This window comes from Streptomyces sp. NPDC005263, assembly GCF_042872365.1.
In the GTDB taxonomy this organism is placed as follows: domain Bacteria; phylum Actinomycetota; class Actinomycetes; order Streptomycetales; family Streptomycetaceae; genus Streptomyces.
Genome location: NZ_JBIAKJ010000004.1, coordinates 816,580 through 832,239 on the forward strand (window position 1 = coordinate 816,580; position 15,660 = coordinate 832,239).

A 15,660-nucleotide genomic window follows, 5' to 3' on the forward strand; every position below is an offset into this window, starting at 1 on the left:
ACGTCATGATCGAGCAGGTTTCGCACACGGTGGTCGGCACCGACCCGGCCGGGCTCGCCCTGGCCCTGGAGGTGGCGTACGAGCTGCACGAGCCGGCGCCGCGGGCTCCGGAGGTGGCGCTCTCCGCCGGCACGGGCCGCCGCTCGACGGCCGCCGCCCGCGGCCGGCGCCGCACGGTACGCGGCTGAGCACACCCGACTCTTCCCGCAGCATCAGCCGGGAACCGTGCGAGGCTGAAAGCGTTCATCCATGTCAGCCCCGCCGTTCCACCGCACCCGAGGAATCCACACCCATGAGCCCCGCCGAAGGCGACCGTGACCCCCAGCGCATCCTGATCGTCGACGACGAGCCCGCGGTACGCGAGGCGCTCCAGCGCAGCCTCGCGTTCGAGGGCTACGACACCGAGGTCGCGGTCGACGGCGCGGACGCCCTGGAGAAGGCGACCGCCTACCAGCCCGACCTGCTGGTCCTGGACATCCAGATGCCCCGCATGGACGGTCTGACCGCCGCGCGGCGCATCCGCGGGGCCGGTGACACCACGCCGATCCTCATGCTCACGGCCCGCGACACGGTCGGCGACCGGGTCACCGGACTCGACGCGGGCGCCGACGACTACCTGGTCAAGCCCTTCGAACTCGACGAGCTCTTCGCCCGCGTCCGGGCGCTGCTGCGGCGCAGTTCGTACGCGGCGTCCGCGGCGGGCGTGGTGGAGGACGACGAGGCCCTCACCTTCGCCGACCTGCGCATGGACCTCGCGACCCGTGAGGTGACGCGGGCCGGGCGGCCGGTGGAGCTGACCCGTACCGAGTTCACGCTCCTGGAGATGTTCATGGCGCACCCGCGTCAGGTCCTCACGCGTGAGCAGATCCTGAAGGCGGTGTGGGGCTTCGACTTCGAGCCGTCGTCCAACTCGCTCGACGTGTACGTGATGTACCTGCGCCGCAAGACGGAGGCGGGCGGCGAGCCGCGGCTCGTGCACACGGTGCGAGGTGTGGGGTACGTGTTGCGTCAGGGCGGCGCGGAGTGAGGAAGGTCGTACGCAGGTTCCGTACGCTGCCCATCCGGTCCAGGCTGGCGCTGCTGGTGGCGGCGGCGGTGGCGTTCGCGGTGGCGGCGGTGGCGGTGACCTGCTGGTTCATCGTGCAGGGAAAGCTGTACGACCAGGTCGACGCCGATCTGCAGCAAGGGGCCAAGCCTCAGCAACTCGGCGAGGTCCAACTCCTGCTCCGCGCATGCCCGCAGGCTCCGCAGACGGACAACGCCAGCGACCTCCGGGCCCACAACAGCGTGTACCTCCAGTTGGTCGAGACGGACGGGAAGTCCTGCGTGTCCTCGAACTCCGAGGGCATGGTCGAGACCACCGGCGCCGACAAGAACGTGATCAAGAACGCTGACCCGGAGCAGGGCACGTTCCGCAACGGCACCGACAAGAACGGAAACGCCGTACGCGTTCTGACCGTCCCCCTGCTGGTGAGCCAGGGCCCCGGAAGCCCACCGGCGGTCTACCCCGACACGGCTCTCCTCGTCGCGGTTCCCCTGAAGAACACCCAGTCCACCCTCAACGACCTCGCCCTGATCCTGCTCCTCGTCTCCGGCGTCGGAGTCCTCGGCGCCGGGGCCGCCGGTCTGGCCGTGGCCCGCGCCGGTCTGCGTCCGATCGACAAGCTCACCGAGGCCGTCGAACACGTCGCCCGTACCGAGGACCTGAGCATCCGCATCCCGGTCGACGAGGCCGGCGAGGACGAGGTGGCCCGGCTCTCCCACTCCTTCAACTCCATGACGTCCGCCCTGGCCAACTCCCGCGAACTCCAGCAACAGCTCATCGCGGACGCCGGCCATGAACTGCGCACCCCCCTCACCTCCCTGCGTACCAACATCGAACTCCTCACCCGCAGCGAGGAGACCGGCCGCCCCATCCCCGCCGCCGACCGCAAGGCCCTGCTCGACTCGGTGAAGGCGCAGATGACCGAACTGGCCGCGCTGATCGGCGACTTGCAGGAGCTGTCGCGTTCGCAGGGGCAGCAGGGTGAGCGGGTCCAGGTGATCTCGCTGGCGGACACGGCCGAGTCGGCGCTGCGCCGCGCACGGCTGCGGGGGCCCGAGCTGACCATCACGGCCGACCTCCAGCCCTGGTACGTCCGGTCGGAACCGGCCGCGCTGGAACGCGCGGTGGTCAACATCCTGGACAACGCGGTGAAGTTCAGCCCCGAGGGCGGCACGATCGACGTGCGGCTGAACGAGGGTGTGCTGACGGTCCGCGACCACGGCCCTGGCATCCCCGCCGAGGAACTCCCGTACGTCTTCGACCGTTTCTGGCGTTCCCCGAGCGCCCGCGCGCTGCCCGGCTCGGGCCTCGGCCTGTCGATCGTCGCCCGCACGGTCCAGCAGGCCGGCGGCGAGGTGACGCTGGCCCGCGCGGAGGGGGGCGGCACGGTGGTCACGGTACGGCTGCCGGGGGCGCCGGTGCCGCCGCCCGAGGTGCCGTGACGGGGCTCGGTGGAAGCCGGGCCGCCGCACTGACGAGGTCAGGACATCAGGAAACGCCCTTCGCCGCGTCGTTCACCGAGGGCTCCACCCACGCCTGCCAGTCCGCGCTGGTCGCGATGTCGGTGAGCTGGGCCAGGGTCAGGGGCGGCGCGGTGACGTCCGCGGGGCCGCGCTTGGTGTCCGTGCTGTTGGAGGTGACCACGACGATCCGGGTGCCGTCCTTGCGGAGCAGGTCGGCGGTACGGCGGGTCAGCGTGCCGGACTTCTCCTCGTAGCTGATCAGGACGGAGCCGTCGTCGAGGTTGCGGGCCCGGCACGAGGACTGGGTGGCCTTGGCCTCCGCCCGGTCCGCGCAGGAGTAGAACGTCTGGAGTTCCGCCTTGGTGGCGGGGCGGGCCTTCTTGTCCGGCCCCCCGCCGGCGGCCTCCTTCGCCGCCGCGGACTTGTCCGGTGCCGTCCGTCCGCTCTTGTCGGGCTCCCCCTGCCCGGACTTCCCTGCCGCCTCGCGGGCCGCGTCCTTGTCCAGCGCGTCGAACGCGGTGAGCTGGAAGGCGCCCTGGACGCTGACCGTCGTCTCCGCCCGGCCCTGGACGAGCAGTCGTCCCCCGGCGCTGACCGAGTCGGCGCCCTGCTTGCCGTCCCACCACTGGTACCCACTGGTCGTGGGCTTGCCGGGCAGCAGGTCCCGCAGGGTCGCGACGGTCGCCTTGCCGGTGACCGCGACCTTGCCCGCCGGTGCCGACGTCCGGGCGGCCGCCAGGGAGAAGTCCGGAATGGTCACGGCTGTGTCGGCGGCCTCGTTGTTCCTGCCGTCGCCCGAACCGTCCGGGATCACCCCGGCCAGCACCGCGCCGCCCGCGACTACGGTCGCCAAGGTGAACACGGCCGCTCCCCACAGCGTCTGCCGGCGTCTGCGCAGCCGTCGGCCGCGGGCGAGTCCACCGCCCACCAGATCCGTTGCCGGAGCGGGCAGTTCGTCGGCGTACGCGTCGAGCATGCTCCCCAGGCGGGGGCCGAACTCCCGCTCGTCGCGCTCCATCTGCCCCATGTTCTCCATGCGATTCCAGCCCTTCCCCACCGAGGTGGTGCCGCGGCGATGATGTGATGCCGGTCAGCGACCGGCGAGAACGTCGTGCTCGCCGCCCAGCGACGTACGAAGCGTCGACAGTGCCCGCATGCTGCGGATGCGCACGTTCCCAGCGCTCAGACCGAGTTCCGCCGCGGTCTGCGCGACGCTTCTGTCCTCCCAGTAGCGCAGCACCACCACGGCCCGGTCCTGCGGCGACAACAACGCCAGCGCCTGGGTCAGCGCCAGCCGCAGGGCCGGGTCGTGGGTGGTGGCCGGCTGCTCCGGCAGCTCGCCCACGGGTCTCTCGTACGTCCGATGCAGCCGGACATGCGAGAGATACGTACGCATCAGGATGGTGCGCACATAGGCGTGCGGGCTGTCGGCCTTGCGGACCCGGCCCCAGGAGACGAACGCCTTGCCCAGGGTGGTCTGCACCAGGTCCTCCGCAAGATGCCAGTCACCGCAGACCAGCAGCGCGGCACGGAAGAGGCGGGGGCTCACGGCCTGCATGAACGCCTCGATCTCCTCCGACCGGTGCGACGATCTGGCCATGTGGGTTCCCCTCCCGGTAACACGTCCGCGCTCACATGTCCTTGACGCTCCAGGCCCGCCGTCGCGTTACACCCGGGACCGAAAAAAGGCAGGCCCCCCGCATACGGGGAGCCTGCCTCGCGGACGGTGGGGAGCGCTACCTGGCGCCCTACCTGGGGCGCTACTTGGCGCGCTACCTGCGCAACGCCTCGGCCGGCTGGATCCGTGACGCCCGCCAAGCCGGGTAGAGGCCGGCGACCAGACCGGTGACCAGACCGATGGCCGGAGCCGCCGCGACCGTCGTGGGATGCACCACGGGTGTCCAGTCCCGGGCGATGGCGACCCCCACCACGGTCAGGGTGCCGAGGCTGGTGCCGATCAGTCCGCCCAGTGCGCCCAGCGAACCGGACTCGGCGAGGAACTGGATGGTGATGTGCCCGCCGCGCGCGCCGAGCGCCCGCCGCAGCCCGATCTCACCGGTGCGTTCCAGCACGGCGACCAGGGTGGTGTTGGCGATCCCGACGGCACCGATGACCAGGCAGATCGCGGCCAGCAGCAGGAAGAGCTGCTGGAGGTCGTCGGTGACGTTCCCGCGCAGCGTCTTCGGGTCGGGCGGCGGCACCGCCTTGAAGTACTCGGGGTGGTCCGGCCGCAGCGCGGTGGGCGCCAGTCTCGCCACCTGCTGCGCGGCTCCGATCTTCGTGGAGACCAGCATCTTTGCACCGCCGGCGGCCGGTTCGCCCCACATCTTCTCCGCCGTGGAACGCGGTACGACGACCGACAGCAACAGGTCGGCCTTGCGTTTCACGTCGTCGATGATCGCGACGACGGTGAACGGCTGGTCGCCGATGAACAGCGCGGGGCGCGTCTGCAGCGTGGTGATGCCCAGCCGGGCCGCCATCCCCGAGCCGATCATGACGACGGGTTGCGCGGTCCGCTCGGCGTAGGCGTCGTAGATCCTGCCCTGGACCACGTGCGGTACGGCCGCCTCGATGACGCCCGGTGACGCGGCGACGATGGCGGCGCGTTCGCCGGTGGAGTCGTCGCCGACCGGCGAGGACCGGATGGTCGCGTTGGTGGTGCGGGTGTCCACCGTCCAGTAGACCCCGGCGTGTTCGACCCCGCCGAGCCGCTGCACGCGCGCGTCGGCGTCCTTGGGGAAGGCCAGCGGCACGAACTCGTTCTGCTCGATCCCGATGTCCTCGACGTTGACCTCGGTGGCGGTCAGCACGTTGAAGCGGGAGTCGATCTGCGACGAGGTGGTGGCGGTCAGCCCGAGGATCGCGACGAAGGTGCCGACGCCGAGGACGGTGCCCAGGGCGGTCAGCGCGGAGCGGGCCGGCCGTTGCAGCATGCCGGCGAGTGACTCTCCGAGCAGATCCCGCGGCGTGAAGACGGAGGGTTCCACTGCGGCGGTCCGCGCGCGGCTCCCGCGCGAGGTCAGCCGCCGAAGGCCGCGGGGAGGCGTTCTGGGCCTGCGGTGGCTCATACCGCCACCTGCTCGCGCAGTACGCCGTCGCGGATGGCGACCGTGCGCACGCCCCGGGAGGCCACGGCGGGGTCGTGGGTGATGACCAGCACGGTCATCCCGGTGCCGTGCAGCTGCTCAAGGAGCCCGAGGACGGACTCGGCATTACGGCTGTCCAGGTTTCCGGTCGGCTCGTCGCACAGCAGCAGCGAGGGACGGGACACCAGGGCGCGGGCGATCGCCACCCGCTGGCGCTCACCACCGGACAGCCGGGTCGGCAGGGAGTCCAGGCGGTGGCCGAGGCCGACCTGCTCCAGGGCCTCCTGGGCCCGCCCGGCGCGCTCGGCCCGGGGCGCGCCGTTGTAGACCATGGCCAGCTGGACGTTCTCCCGGGCGCTGCGGTGCGGCAGCAGGTGGAAGGACTGGAAGACGAAGCCGATCCGGCGTCCGCGCAGGGCCGTGCGGTCCCCGTCCTTCAGTGCCCCGGTGTCGATGCCGTCCAGGAGGTACGTCCCCTCGGTCGGGGCGTCCAGCAGGCCCGCGATGTTCAGGAACGTCGACTTCCCCGAGCCGGAGGGGCCGATCACGGTCACGAACTCGCCCTGCTCGATGGTCAGGTCGCAGGGCCGGAACGCCGGTACGGGCGGCGGGCCGGGGTAGGTGAGGCCGACCCGGCGGAACTCGATCACCGGGGGCCGGTGGTGCGGGCCGGGTGCCGGGGGCGTGCCGTCGGTCATCGCTTGCCCCCCGCGGTACCGGAGTTGACGCCGGTGACGACCTTGTCGCCCTCGGCCAGTTCGGCCCCGGCGGCCGGTCTGACCTCCACGTAGCCGTCGCCGGTGGTGCCGGTGGTGACTTCCACCCGGCGCTGCCGGTCACCGGCCTCCAGAACGGTGACCACGGTCTTGCCGTCGGATCCGGCGGTGATCGCGGTCACCGGTACGACCAGTGCCTTGCCCTTGGTCGACGCGGCCTCGACGGTCAGCCGGACGTCCTGGCCCACGGTGTTCGACGGCAGGGCCTTGTCGGGTTCGACGACCACCAGGTAGCCCTCGGGCGCGGCGGCCGCGTTCCCACTGCCGGCGGCCCCGCCTCCTTGGGCCTGGTCGGTGGTGGTGGGCTGCTGCGCGGTGGCCATGGTGTCCGCCACCGAACGGACCGAGGCGGTGACCTTGACCCCCGTCGTCTCGGACAGGATCTCCACCTTCTGCCCGACCCGGACGAGCCCCTTCTGGGACTCCTGGAGGTAGCCGTCGACCGCGAGTTTCCCGGCGGAGACGGTCATCAGCTTGCCGGTGGGCGCGGATCCCAGCACGGCGTTCACGCTGTCCACCCGGGCCGGGAAGCCGGAGAGGTAGACCACCTCGGACGCGGGCAGCATGGGGCCGGCCGCCACCTGCGCCTCGGTGAGCCGGGTGCGGGCCCGTTCGAGGTCCTGCGCGGCACGGTCGACGGCCTTCTGCGTCTCCTCGTTGGAGGCGTCCTGCCGCGCGTCCACGGCGTCCTGCCAGGCACGTTCGGCGGCGGTCACGGCGTCCTGCGCGTCCTGGACGGTGGCGGTTCCCTCGGGCTGTGCGGAGACCGGGTTGTAGCCGATCGACGCGTAGAACGCGGTGAGGGCGGCCTTGGTGCCGGCGCCGAAGGTGCCCCGGGCGTCGCTTCCGGTGCCGTGTCCCAACGCGTCTAGCGCGGACTGGAGTTGGGCCACGTCATCGCCGGTGGAGCCCGGCTTGAGGTCCCGGTAGACGGGCACGCGGCCCTTCAGGGCGAACACCGGGCGGCCGGAGATCTCCGCCAGGACCTGCCCGGCCTTGACCTCCGTGCCGACCGGCTTGGGCGCCTTGGTGACCACCGCGCCGGTCGTCCCCTCGCCGCTCGCGCCGGACGGGGCGACGTCCACCGACTGCCCCGCGACCACGGTGCCGCGGATGATGACGGAGTCCTTGAGCACGCGGTTCTCCACCGGCGCCGTCAGCACGTCCTGCGGCGGCGGCTCGGCTTCGGCCGCCGCCTGAGCGGGCGACTTCACCACGAACGAGGCGGCGATCCCGGCACCGGTCAGCAGCATCGCGGCCACCGCGACCGCGGCCACCCACTTGCGCTTCTGCGACAGCCCGGAGTCCGCGGCACGGCGGGACCTGGAGGATGGTTCCGCCCCGCCGGACAACTCGGTTCCGTCGGGCATCCCGACACCGCCGGGCATCTCGTACCCCTGCGTCGGGACGGACTGCTCTGCTTCGGACACTGCGTCTCTCCGGGGCCGACTGGTTTTCTCTGTGGACGCGTTGCGGGGCACCGGGCGTTACAGAACCTCGGCCATCAACTTCAGCTGCTTCTCCTTCGCCTTCTTGACCTCGGCGAGCGCTTGCGCGTTCTGCTCGATCATCTGTTCCTGGTAGGCGGCGTCCACGGCGTACCAGGTGCCGATGACGTTGTACTTGGCCTTGCAGGCGACGTCGGCCGAGGCGACCTGCTTCTCCTTGGCGGTGGCGAGGGAGGTCTCCTGCCACTGCGGGTCGTCGTTGGCCTTCATCGGGTCGGCGTAGGTGTAGCCCTTCTCCTTCATGCAGGCCGACCACTTCCCGAAGACGGCCTTCACCCGCGCGTCCTCGTACGACTTGGCCCAGCTGTCGGTGTTGACCTTGTCGGCGATCGGCGGGGCGCCGTCCTTGGACGGCTCCTGGTCGGCGGAGTAGCCCAGCTTGGTCTTCGCCTCGCCGATGCAGCCGCCCACCGGGACCTTCTGGCCGTTGTAGTCCTGACCGCCCTTGGCCTGGGCCGAACCCGGCTTCACGTTCGGGTTGTTGGTGCCGTTGAGCACCATCGCGGCGGCCGGGGCCAGCTCCTGCGGCTTCGGCTTGCCCACCGCCTTCTCCGAACCCGCCGGCTTGTAGCCGTGGCCGGCCACGGCGTCGGCGTCCGTGGGGCCGTATCGGAGCTGGGTGAGGCTCTTCGGCTGGAAGAGGGCCGCCTGCTGGGGAGCCTGGTAGGGGATGCCGAACCGGGACATGCACCGTTCCCTGAGGACGAGTTCGGCCTGCAGGATCTGCTTGCTCTCCTCGGGGCTGAGCAGGTACGCCTCGATCGGGAGGGACTTGTCCGTCACCGAGACCAGCTTCGGGATCGAGGAGACGTCGGGCGCGCCCGCGGCCGCGGCCGGCTTGCCCTCGTCCCCGGATCCGGAGTCGGAGGAACCGCAGCCCGCGATCCCGGACAGCGCCACGGCGGCGCACAGAACGGTCAGCGGGGCGGTGAAGCGACGGGTACGCATCGTGATGCTCATCCTTGGTTGGCTGGTCCGGTGCGGGTGACGGGGGCCGTCGGCTGGTGCCGCGACAGGCAATAGAATCCGGGCGCGGGGGTGCGCTGCCCAGCTGCATTGGGCAGCGCACCCCTTGCCTGTTGAGGTGACCCGGGCCTGGGCCCGTGTCGCGCGGCGGACTAGTTGTAGAACCTGCCGGACGCGTTGTCGTTCTTGAGCGTGGCGTTCAGGTTGGCCGCGCCGCCGGCCGGGATCGCCTGGGAGGCACCGGCATAGTTGCGGTTGAAGTACTCGCGGATGCCCCAGTCGAAGTCCCAGTTGTCCACCGAGGCGGTGTTGTTCTTCACCGCCACGCCGGCGCCGGCACTGCCGGCCGCACTGGCGCTGAAGTAGTAGTTGGCGTAGTCGGGGATGTCGAAGTACTGGCGGTAGAAGGCCCCCTTGTAGTCGCTGTTGTAATACAGGCAGGCGTAGCCCGACGTGCAGGACTCGGCGGCACTGGCGGAGCCGGCCGTGCCGAGGGAGACACCGAAGCCGGCCAGAGCGACCGCTCCGGCGGCGACCAGGGTTCTGATGCGCATGAAGTTCCCTTCGTAGGTTCATGCCGACATGACGCTCCGGACACCGCGGCGCGTTACAAGAACCGTGGCGTCCGCTGCGACCGGAACGTACATAGATCGAACGTCTGACTGAAAGGCGATAAGCGGGGGTGGCCAAAAGCCGACCCCTGCCCCCCTCTTGCTGACGCGGAGTCGCCGAGCCGTCACCGATCCGCTGGCCAGCGCCACGGAATCCGGATAAGGGGAAGCCGGGAGAACCTGGCCCAAATATCCCCGATATCAGAAAAAGCCCCACTTACTAGGACAGTGGAACATATAATTCCACCCCATGTTTCCCAGCAAGCTTGGCCGGTTTCACCCGTCACCGCCGCCGAACGGCCACGGCAGGTCCCGCCCGGCGGCGCGTAGGGTGCCCGGATGATCGCGGTACCGGAGACCTTCGTACGGAGCACCGTCGAGCGCGAGGGAGAGCGAGGTGCGGAGTGGATCGCCCAACTCCCGGACACGGTCGATGAGTTGCTGGACCGCTGGGACTGCGTGCCGGACGGCGCGGTCACGCACGGCGGGGTCGGCCTGATCGTCCCGGTGCTGCGGCGCGCCGCCGAAGCCACCGCCGTGCTGAAGGTCTCGTTTCCCCACCCCGGCAACGTGCACGAGCCGGACGCGTTCGCCGCGTGGGGCGGTCGGGGTGCCGTCCAGTTGTACGAGCGGGACGACGACCGGTTCGCGATGCTGTTGGAGCGTGCCGGCACGCGGACCCTCGCGGAGGTCGAGGCCGGCGACGAGGACGTGATCGTCGGTGTGGCCGCGCGCCTCAGTCGCCGACTGGCCGTGCCCGCGCCCACCGGGCAGACGCGGCTGCCCCAGCTGCGGGAGCGGACCGGGGCCTGGGAGGAGGAGCTGCGCACGGACGCGAGCGAGGTGGAACACGAGCTGCCCCAACGGGTGCTCGACGCCGCGCTGGCGACCCTCCGTGAGCTGGGCCCGGACCAGCCGGACGTCCTGGTCCACGGCGACCTGCACGCCCGGAACATCCTGGTCGCCGACCGGGAGCCCTGGCTGGCCGTCGACCCCAAGGGCTGTGTGGGAGACCCGGCCTACGACGGCGGCACCCTGCTCAAGTCGCGAGCTCTGGCGCTCCTTGAGGCGCCCGACCTGGGCCGGGCCGTGCGTCGCGCCCTGGACGTGTTCGCGGAGGCGGCGGAACTCGACCGGGAACGGGTCAGCCGCTGGGCCCAGTTCCACGCGGTGCAGGCGGCTTTCCACGGGCGTCGGCACGGGTTCCGGATGGCCCGGGGCGGGGCACGGCTGGACTGGATCATCCGGTTCGCCGACGAGTTGGCGTGCCTGCTCACGCAGCCCCCTCAGTACCGGCGTTGAGTCCCCGCGCCCCAGCAGGGCCCGCCCGCCCGGGTCGTGACGGGAGCACGGCAACGTTTCCGTCATCGGCTGCGACTGCCAAGTGTCGCTACCCGCCCCCCACTTGATCGGAAGCAGCCGTGAGTGAAACCCGCAGCAGGACCCGTCGGCGCAGAAGGAAGACCACGCCGGCGGTGAGTGTGCCCGTCGCACTGACCGCCGCAGGGGCCATGGCGTTCGGCACCGGCCTCGGTGTCTTCGGCGCGGACGCGCAGCTGACGGCGTCCGCGGCCACGGCGGCCCCCGCCTGGGCCGGCGCCGCCACCGCCGCCCCCGCCTGGGCCGCCGCCACCGCCGACGGCTTCGCCTCCGTCAACGCGCTGGGTCAGAACGGCACCTACGGCGGCCGGGACGGCAGGACCGTCACCGTCAGGACGCTCGCCGAGCTGGAGAAGTACGCGACCGCGCCCGAGCCGTACGTGATCGTCGTCGCCGCGGCCATCACCATGGACCCGGTCGGGAAAGAGATCAAGGTCCAGTCGGACAAGACCATCGTGGGCGCCGGAACCTCCGGGCACATCGTCGGCGGAGGCTTCTTCCTCGGCCAGGGCGTGCACAACGTCATCATCCGCAACCTGACGATCCGGGACGCCTACCAGGGCGTGTGGAACGACAAGGAGCACGACTTCGACGCCATCCAGATGGACGGCGCGCACCATGTGTGGATCGACCACAACGACCTGCGGCACATGGCCGACGGACTCATCGACAGCCGCAAGGACACCACGTACCTGACCGTCTCCTGGAACAAACTGAGCCAGGAGAACAAGGCGTTCGGCATCGGCTGGACCGACAACGTCACCGCGGACATGACGATCCACCACAACTGGATCCGCGAGACCGAGCAGCGCAACCCTTCCACGGACAACGTCGCCCACGCGCACCTCTACAACAACTACCTGGAGGACGAGGCGGGCACCTCCATCACCTCCTCGTACGGCAACTACTCGCGCGGCAGGACGAACATGGTCCTGGAGAACTCGTACTTCCAGGGCATGAAGAACCCGGTGACCCGCGACGCCACGGCCACCGTCGTGCAGCGCGGCAACGTGTTCTCCGGCACGAGTGGCCGTAACGAGAGCGGCGGTTCGGGTGCGGCCTGGGACCCGCGGACGTACTACGCGTACACGCCGGACAAGGCGGCCGACGTCCCCGCGCTGCTGAAGTCGGGCGTGGGTCCGCGCGCGTCCATAGGGACCGCGGCCACGACGAAGGCGGCCGCGGCCACCACCCTCACCGTCGCCAAGGACGGCAGCGGTCAGTACACGACCGTCCAGGCCGCCGTGAACGCCGTACCCGCCAACAACGCCTCCCGCGTCGTGATCGCCGTGAAGCCCGGCACGTACCGCGAGCTGGTCAAGGTCCCGTCCAACAAGCCGCACGTCACCATCCAGGGGACGGGGGCCGGCCGTAAGGACACGACGATCGTCTACAACAACGCCTCGGGCACCCCCAAGCCCGGCGGCGGCACGTACGGCACCGGCGGCAGCGCCAGCGTCGCTGTCGAGGCGGACGACTTCCAGGCCCGCAACCTGACCATCTCCAACGACTTCGACGAGGCCGCGCACCAGGACATCGCGAACCAGGCGGTCGCCCTGCGCACCGCCGCCGACAAGGTGTTCCTCGACGGCGTCATCGTCAGCGGCGACCAGGACACCCTGCTGGTGGACACGGCGTCCAAGGACAAGCTGGGCCGTGTCTACATGACGAACTCGTACGTCATCGGCAACGTCGACTTCATCTTCGGCCGGGCCACCGCCGTGATCGACAAGTCCGTCATCACCCTCAAGAAGCGCTGGAACGGCACCTCGGCCGGTTACGTCACCGCCCCGAGCACGGCCGCGAACCGCAAGGGCATCCTGATCGCCAACTCCACCATCAACGGCGACGTCTCCGACCGCGGCTTCTACCTCGGCCGCCCCTGGCACGCGGGCGGCGACGCGAGCCTCGACCCGCAGACCACCGTCCGCAACACCTCCCTCAGCGCCGCGATCAGGAGCACCCCGTGGACCGACATGAGCGGCTTCTCCTGGAAGGACGACCGCTTCGCCGAGTACAAGAACACCGGAGCGGGCGCGGGCGCCGCGAGCTCGGACCGCCCCCAGCTGACCGACGCCCAGGCCACCGGCCAGGAGGTCGCCGACTGGCTGGGCGACTGGACTCCCACGGCTTCTTGAGACCGACGCCCGACTGACACCCATCGCTCCCCCAGCGGTCCGCGATCGATCTAGGCTTGGGCAGGCCGGATCATGGAATCGGGGAACGACGGGGGAGCGCGACAGTGCGAATAGAGCGGCACCGGGTCGGGGAGGCGGCCGTCGCGGCGGTCCGCGAGGACTTCGCCAACCGGATCGGCTCGCAGGTGCGGTCGATGTCGAAGGCCGGTCCGGTGACCTCGTACGAGTGGTGGCTGCTCGCCGAGGAGTTCGTCGAGTACCTGGGCGCGCTCTCCGTCGAGACGCCCGACCTGCACACGCCGGAGGCGAAGGCGGTGCTGGAGGACGCCGTGGAGGCCGCCGCGGGGGCGGTGGCGTACGCGGCGTACTTCCCGCACAACCACTTCCAGGTCTTCCTCAACTACGTGAACTGGGGCATGGTCTACGACCCCGAGTCCGAGGGCACCCCGGAGTCGGTCCGGGCCGGCCAGTGGCTGGACGCGTTCTGTCTGTCCGTCCTGGGCTCCAAGGCCGAATGGCACGGCGAGGCCTTCCACTTCGCCCGCGAGGCCCCGCAACGGGGCGGGGCCGGACGACCCGACGCCGAACTGATCAACGGCTTCATGGCGTACGTCATCGGCGACACCGGGGACGACGAGGCGAACTATCCGCCCTCCCGCGAGGAGAAGCTCACCGCGATCGACGCGGCGATCGCCCGGATCCGGGCCCTGGAGGCGGAGACCGCCGAGGACCTGGTCGACCATCCGCACAGCCTCGGCCTGCAAGCCCTGCGTGCGCTCACCGCGGGCGACCGGGAGGCGTTCGGTTCGGCGGTGGTACGGCTGCTGCTGCCGCTCTCCGACATTCCCGGCCCGGGGGCGCGTCCGGGCACTCTGCTGCCGCTGCTGCCGCTCGCGCTGACGGCTCTGGCGTACCGCCGCGAGGGCTGGCAGCCGCCGGTCGACTCCGGGTATCTGCCGCACGCGCTGGTCACCGGCTTCGAGACGCCCCCGCCGCGGGTGGGGGCGTACGGTCGTGACCGGCGCCCCGACGCGGTCGCCGAACTCGCCTGCTCGGTGGTGGAGTTGGAGCGGCCGGTGGATCCGCAGCCGCTCAGCCCGGAGAGCGAGGCCCAGTTCGAGCGGTACACCCGGGAGGCCTTCACCCCGGTGCCGGGGGAACCGCTCGCCGCGTGGGAGCTGGCGCACGCCGTCACGGACCAAGAGATCCTCTTCAAGACCCGCGCCTCGCACTCCGCCGACGCGAGTGACCTCCAGTTCGGCAATCTGCGGCTCGCCGCGGAGCTGGGCGCCGCACTGTTCCGTACGACGCTGGCGGAGCCGGGCACCGAGGTCGAGGTGACGATCGACGGGACGACGGTCACGTATCCCGCCTGCCGTGACGAGGACGCCGGTCCTGGCGCCTGGCACCGGGCGGTGAACCTCGCCCTGATCACGGGCCGCCGGGAGGACCTGGCGCCGCTGGTCCTCGCGGGCCCGACCTGCGTCTGTGCCGACGGGTCCGCCTTCGCCTCGTACCGGCAGGCCCTGCACGACTACCTGCGCGGCGAGGACCCCGAACCCGCCACGGACCAGGCCCTGCTGGACTGCGCGAAGGCCCAGAACCAGGCGTTCCTACCGCCCCCGGCCGTCCTGTTCTCCCAGCTCGTCGAAGGCGACGAGGAGAGCTTCAACCTGGCCCTCCTCGACGCCCTCGAGGCCCACCGCGACCACCACCGCGTCGCCGACCGCGCCACCGACTGCGACGCCGCGATCAACCTCGACATCCTGTCCCTCACCTGCCACGCCCGCCGCCGCGGCTGGCAGATCAAAGTCACGTCCCCGTACCTCCCGGCCCGGATCCTGGCGGCGGCGGAGCCGTTCTAGGGCGCGAGCGGAGTCGTGAACGCGGCAGAAGGGATTGACACGCCCGCCAGCGTCAGGTCGTGGGGCGGGAGCCTGGGGTGTGGCCGAAGGTGCGGCGGAATACGTCGATGAAGGTGCTTGCCGACGACCAGCCGCAGCGGAGGGCGACGGTGCTGACGGGGGTGTTGTCGGCGAGGAGGATCAACGCGTGGTGGAGTCTGACCTGGGTGCGCCATTGGGGGTAGGTGAGGCCGAGGCCGTCGTGGAGGTGGCGGGAGAGGGTGCGGGCGCTGGCGCCGATCTGCCGGCCGATTTCGTCGAGGGAGCGATTGTCCGCCGGGTCGGCGCGCAGGATCTCGTGCAGTTCCCGGAGCAAGGGGCTGGTGGGGGTCGGCAGGTGGAGCGGCTGCTCGGGGGACGTTCTGAGCTGATCGAGCATGACGGCGCGCAGCCGCAGGTGGGGCGGGCTGTTGTCGTCGGGGGCGCGTGTGTAGGCGACGATCAGTTCGCGGAGCAGGGGGCTGACGGTCAGGACGGCCGGGGTGTCGAGGTCGAGGGGATTCTCGGTGACGGGCAGGCCGACCAGGTGGAGGTCGAGTTCACCGTGAGCCTGGTGTCGGTGGACGGTGCCCGCTGGGATCCAGAGCGCGCGGGTGGCGGGGGCGATCCATGAGCCGGCGTCGGTGGTGACGGCGATGGCGCCCTGGCTGGCGTAGACGATCTGGTGGTCGTCGTGGCGGTGCGTGTCGATCTCGCCGCCGGACGCAAGACGCTGGGTCCGCGTCGGCGCGACCGGCTCGTGGCGGATTTCCTTCATCATCTGGCAATCTATCGAAAGCGGGA

At 70.9% G+C, this 15,660-nt stretch carries 14 protein-coding genes; 6 read left to right on the plus strand and 8 right to left on the minus strand.

Annotated features, from left to right (window positions below):
* Nucleotides 1-5 precede the first annotated feature (5 nt).
* The 3 genes from ACFYRY_RS22320 to ACFYRY_RS22330 all read left to right on the plus strand — a co-directional run bounded on the left by ACFYRY_RS22320 (nucleotide 6) and on the right by ACFYRY_RS22330 (nucleotide 2,487).
* On the plus strand, nucleotides 6-188 hold the full coding sequence (locus ACFYRY_RS22320; RefSeq protein ID WP_389148146.1) for a hypothetical protein: 183 nt from the start codon (nucleotides 6-8) through the stop codon (nucleotides 186-188).
* Nucleotides 189-292: 104 nt separating this feature from the next.
* Nucleotides 293-1,027, plus strand: a complete 735-nt coding sequence (locus ACFYRY_RS22325) for a response regulator transcription factor (protein WP_389148149.1) — start codon at nucleotides 293-295, stop codon at nucleotides 1,025-1,027.
* The gene (locus ACFYRY_RS22330; protein WP_389148152.1) at nucleotides 1,024-2,487 is read left to right on the plus strand and encodes a sensor histidine kinase; all 1,464 of its coding nucleotides are present in this window, start codon (nucleotides 1,024-1,026) and stop codon (nucleotides 2,485-2,487) included. Before ACFYRY_RS22325 ends, ACFYRY_RS22330 begins: the two co-directional genes overlap by 4 nt.
* A 46-nt stretch (nucleotides 2,488-2,533) precedes the next feature.
* On the opposite strand, the gene ACFYRY_RS22335 is transcribed toward ACFYRY_RS22330, so the two are convergent.
* From ACFYRY_RS22335 to ACFYRY_RS22365, 7 genes are all read right to left on the minus strand, one after another.
* Nucleotides 2,534-3,544 (minus strand): hypothetical protein, encoded by a 1,011-nt coding sequence (locus tag ACFYRY_RS22335; RefSeq protein ID WP_389148155.1) that lies wholly within the window; start codon nucleotides 3,542-3,544, stop codon nucleotides 2,534-2,536.
* A gap of 54 nt (nucleotides 3,545-3,598) precedes the next feature.
* Nucleotides 3,599-4,108 (minus strand): SigE family RNA polymerase sigma factor, encoded by a 510-nt coding sequence (locus ACFYRY_RS22340; RefSeq protein ID WP_389148157.1) that lies wholly within the window; start codon nucleotides 4,106-4,108, stop codon nucleotides 3,599-3,601.
* Between the two features lie 172 nt (nucleotides 4,109-4,280).
* Nucleotides 4,281-5,576, minus strand: a complete 1,296-nt coding sequence (locus ACFYRY_RS22345; RefSeq protein ID WP_389148160.1) for an ABC transporter permease — start codon at nucleotides 5,574-5,576, stop codon at nucleotides 4,281-4,283.
* A complete protein-coding gene (locus tag ACFYRY_RS22350; RefSeq protein ID WP_389148163.1) occupies nucleotides 5,573-6,292 on the minus strand; it encodes an ABC transporter ATP-binding protein in 720 nt (239 codons plus the stop codon). Before ACFYRY_RS22350 ends, ACFYRY_RS22345 begins: the two co-directional genes overlap by 4 nt.
* Complete coding sequence (locus tag ACFYRY_RS22355; protein ID WP_389148166.1) at nucleotides 6,289-7,800, minus strand: peptidoglycan-binding protein; 1,512 nt, start codon at nucleotides 7,798-7,800, stop codon at nucleotides 6,289-6,291. The genes ACFYRY_RS22350 and ACFYRY_RS22355 overlap by 4 nt, the downstream gene beginning before the upstream one ends.
* 57 nt (nucleotides 7,801-7,857) lie before the next feature.
* Nucleotides 7,858-8,826 (minus strand): hypothetical protein, encoded by a 969-nt coding sequence (locus ACFYRY_RS22360; protein ID WP_389148169.1) that lies wholly within the window; start codon nucleotides 8,824-8,826, stop codon nucleotides 7,858-7,860.
* A 170-nt stretch (nucleotides 8,827-8,996) separates the two neighbouring features.
* Complete coding sequence (locus tag ACFYRY_RS22365) at nucleotides 8,997-9,398, minus strand: hypothetical protein (RefSeq protein ID WP_389148172.1); 402 nt, start codon at nucleotides 9,396-9,398, stop codon at nucleotides 8,997-8,999.
* 396 nt (nucleotides 9,399-9,794) lie between these two features.
* On the opposite strand from ACFYRY_RS22365, the gene ACFYRY_RS22370 reads away from it, so the two are divergent.
* From ACFYRY_RS22370 to ACFYRY_RS22380, 3 genes are all read left to right on the plus strand, one after another.
* On the plus strand, nucleotides 9,795-10,757 hold the full coding sequence (locus ACFYRY_RS22370) for an aminoglycoside phosphotransferase family protein (protein WP_389148175.1): 963 nt from the start codon (nucleotides 9,795-9,797) through the stop codon (nucleotides 10,755-10,757).
* A gap of 119 nt (nucleotides 10,758-10,876) precedes the next feature.
* Nucleotides 10,877-12,973: a pectinesterase family protein gene (locus ACFYRY_RS22375; RefSeq protein ID WP_389148178.1), complete on the plus strand. Its 2,097-nt coding sequence runs from the start codon at nucleotides 10,877-10,879 to the stop codon at nucleotides 12,971-12,973.
* A 104-nt stretch (nucleotides 12,974-13,077) separates the two neighbouring features.
* The gene (locus ACFYRY_RS22380) at nucleotides 13,078-14,838 is read left to right on the plus strand and encodes an Imm49 family immunity protein (protein WP_389148181.1); all 1,761 of its coding nucleotides are present in this window, start codon (nucleotides 13,078-13,080) and stop codon (nucleotides 14,836-14,838) included.
* A 52-nt stretch (nucleotides 14,839-14,890) separates the two neighbouring features.
* Here the strand turns inward: ACFYRY_RS22380 and ACFYRY_RS22385 are convergent, their stop codons facing one another.
* Nucleotides 14,891-15,637, minus strand: a complete 747-nt coding sequence (locus tag ACFYRY_RS22385) for an AraC family transcriptional regulator (protein WP_389148184.1) — start codon at nucleotides 15,635-15,637, stop codon at nucleotides 14,891-14,893.
* Between the last annotated feature and the right edge of the window lie 23 nt (nucleotides 15,638-15,660).

Excerpts from the sequence above, each read along its gene's own strand:
- ACFYRY_RS22320 (WP_389148146.1), top strand. The coding sequence starts at position 6 with ATGATCGAGCAGGTTTCGCACACGGTGGTCGGCACCGACCCGGCCGGG.
- ACFYRY_RS22325 (WP_389148149.1), top strand. The coding sequence starts at position 293 with ATGAGCCCCGCCGAAGGCGACCGTGACCCCCAGCGCATCCTGATCGTC.
- ACFYRY_RS22335 (WP_389148155.1), bottom strand. The coding sequence starts at position 3,544 with ATGGAGAACATGGGGCAGATGGAGCGCGACGAGCGGGAGTTCGGCCCC.
- ACFYRY_RS22340 (WP_389148157.1), bottom strand. The coding sequence starts at position 4,108 with ATGGCCAGATCGTCGCACCGGTCGGAGGAGATCGAGGCGTTCATGCAG.
- ACFYRY_RS22345 (WP_389148160.1), bottom strand. The coding sequence starts at position 5,576 with ATGAGCCACCGCAGGCCCAGAACGCCTCCCCGCGGCCTTCGGCGGCTG.
- ACFYRY_RS22350 (WP_389148163.1), bottom strand. The coding sequence starts at position 6,292 with ATGACCGACGGCACGCCCCCGGCACCCGGCCCGCACCACCGGCCCCCG.
- ACFYRY_RS22360 (WP_389148169.1), bottom strand. The coding sequence starts at position 8,826 with ATGCGTACCCGTCGCTTCACCGCCCCGCTGACCGTTCTGTGCGCCGCC.
- ACFYRY_RS22365 (WP_389148172.1), bottom strand. The coding sequence starts at position 9,398 with ATGCGCATCAGAACCCTGGTCGCCGCCGGAGCGGTCGCTCTGGCCGGC.
- ACFYRY_RS22370 (WP_389148175.1), top strand. The coding sequence starts at position 9,795 with ATGATCGCGGTACCGGAGACCTTCGTACGGAGCACCGTCGAGCGCGAG.
- ACFYRY_RS22385 (WP_389148184.1), bottom strand. The coding sequence starts at position 15,637 with ATGATGAAGGAAATCCGCCACGAGCCGGTCGCGCCGACGCGGACCCAG.